The 698-nt window shown below is 69.1% G+C and carries 1 protein-coding gene; it reads right to left on the bottom strand.

What is annotated here, in order from left to right; all coding sequences use genetic code 11:
* Positions 1 to 698, bottom strand: a 698-nt coding sequence (locus V5F77_RS29010; protein WP_429008505.1) for an AAA family ATPase, incomplete at both ends; no start/stop codon positions are given.

The raw sequence follows: 698 nt of genomic DNA, 5'->3' as shown, positions 1-698 counted from the left end.
TCGTTGAGCGCGCACCTCGTCGTTGGTGTGGGTGAGGATAATGCGGCTTGCGTCCGGGTTCGCCTGCCGGTCGCGGCCCCAGCGGTCGATCAGGTCGCCGCGCGCCTGCTCGCGTGACGCGGCCTCATGGACCATACCATGCTTGTCGTAGGCGTGGATCGCATCGCCGGTTCGGCTGGTCGCCAGGTCGCGGGTGGCGTCGCGTTGCCAGTCCTCGCGCTGGCGGCGCACCTCGCCGATCTCCGCCCCGTCGTGGCGCTCGTGGATCGAACGGAACGCCGCGCCCGCCTCGATGGACTGCAACTGCTGCGGATCGCCGACCAGCACCAACTTGGCCCCGGCCTCGGCGGCATGGGATAGCACGCGCTCCAACTGCCGCGTGCCGACCATACCGGCTTCGTCGATCACCAGCACATCGCGGCTGGTGAGCATGTCGCGGCCCTGCGCCCAGCCATGCTCCATGCTGGCGATGGTGCGGGACGCAATGCCGGAACCGTTCTCCAATCCCTCGGCGGCGATGCCGGACAACGCGACGCCGCGCACGCTGTATCCGGCTCCCTCCCATGCCTCACGCGCCACGCCGAGCATGGCGCTCTTGCCCGTTCCGGCATAGCCGACGACGACGCTCAAATCCCCGCCATCGGTCACATGGCGGAAAGCGTCGGCCTGCTCACCAGAAAGGGTGAGGTCGCGATCCG

This window comes from Roseixanthobacter psychrophilus, from assembly GCF_043195195.1.
Taxonomy (GTDB): domain Bacteria; phylum Pseudomonadota; class Alphaproteobacteria; order Rhizobiales; family Xanthobacteraceae; genus NCEH01.
Note: the sequence above shows the minus strand (reverse complement) of the source record. Positions and strands in the feature narration are given on the sequence as shown.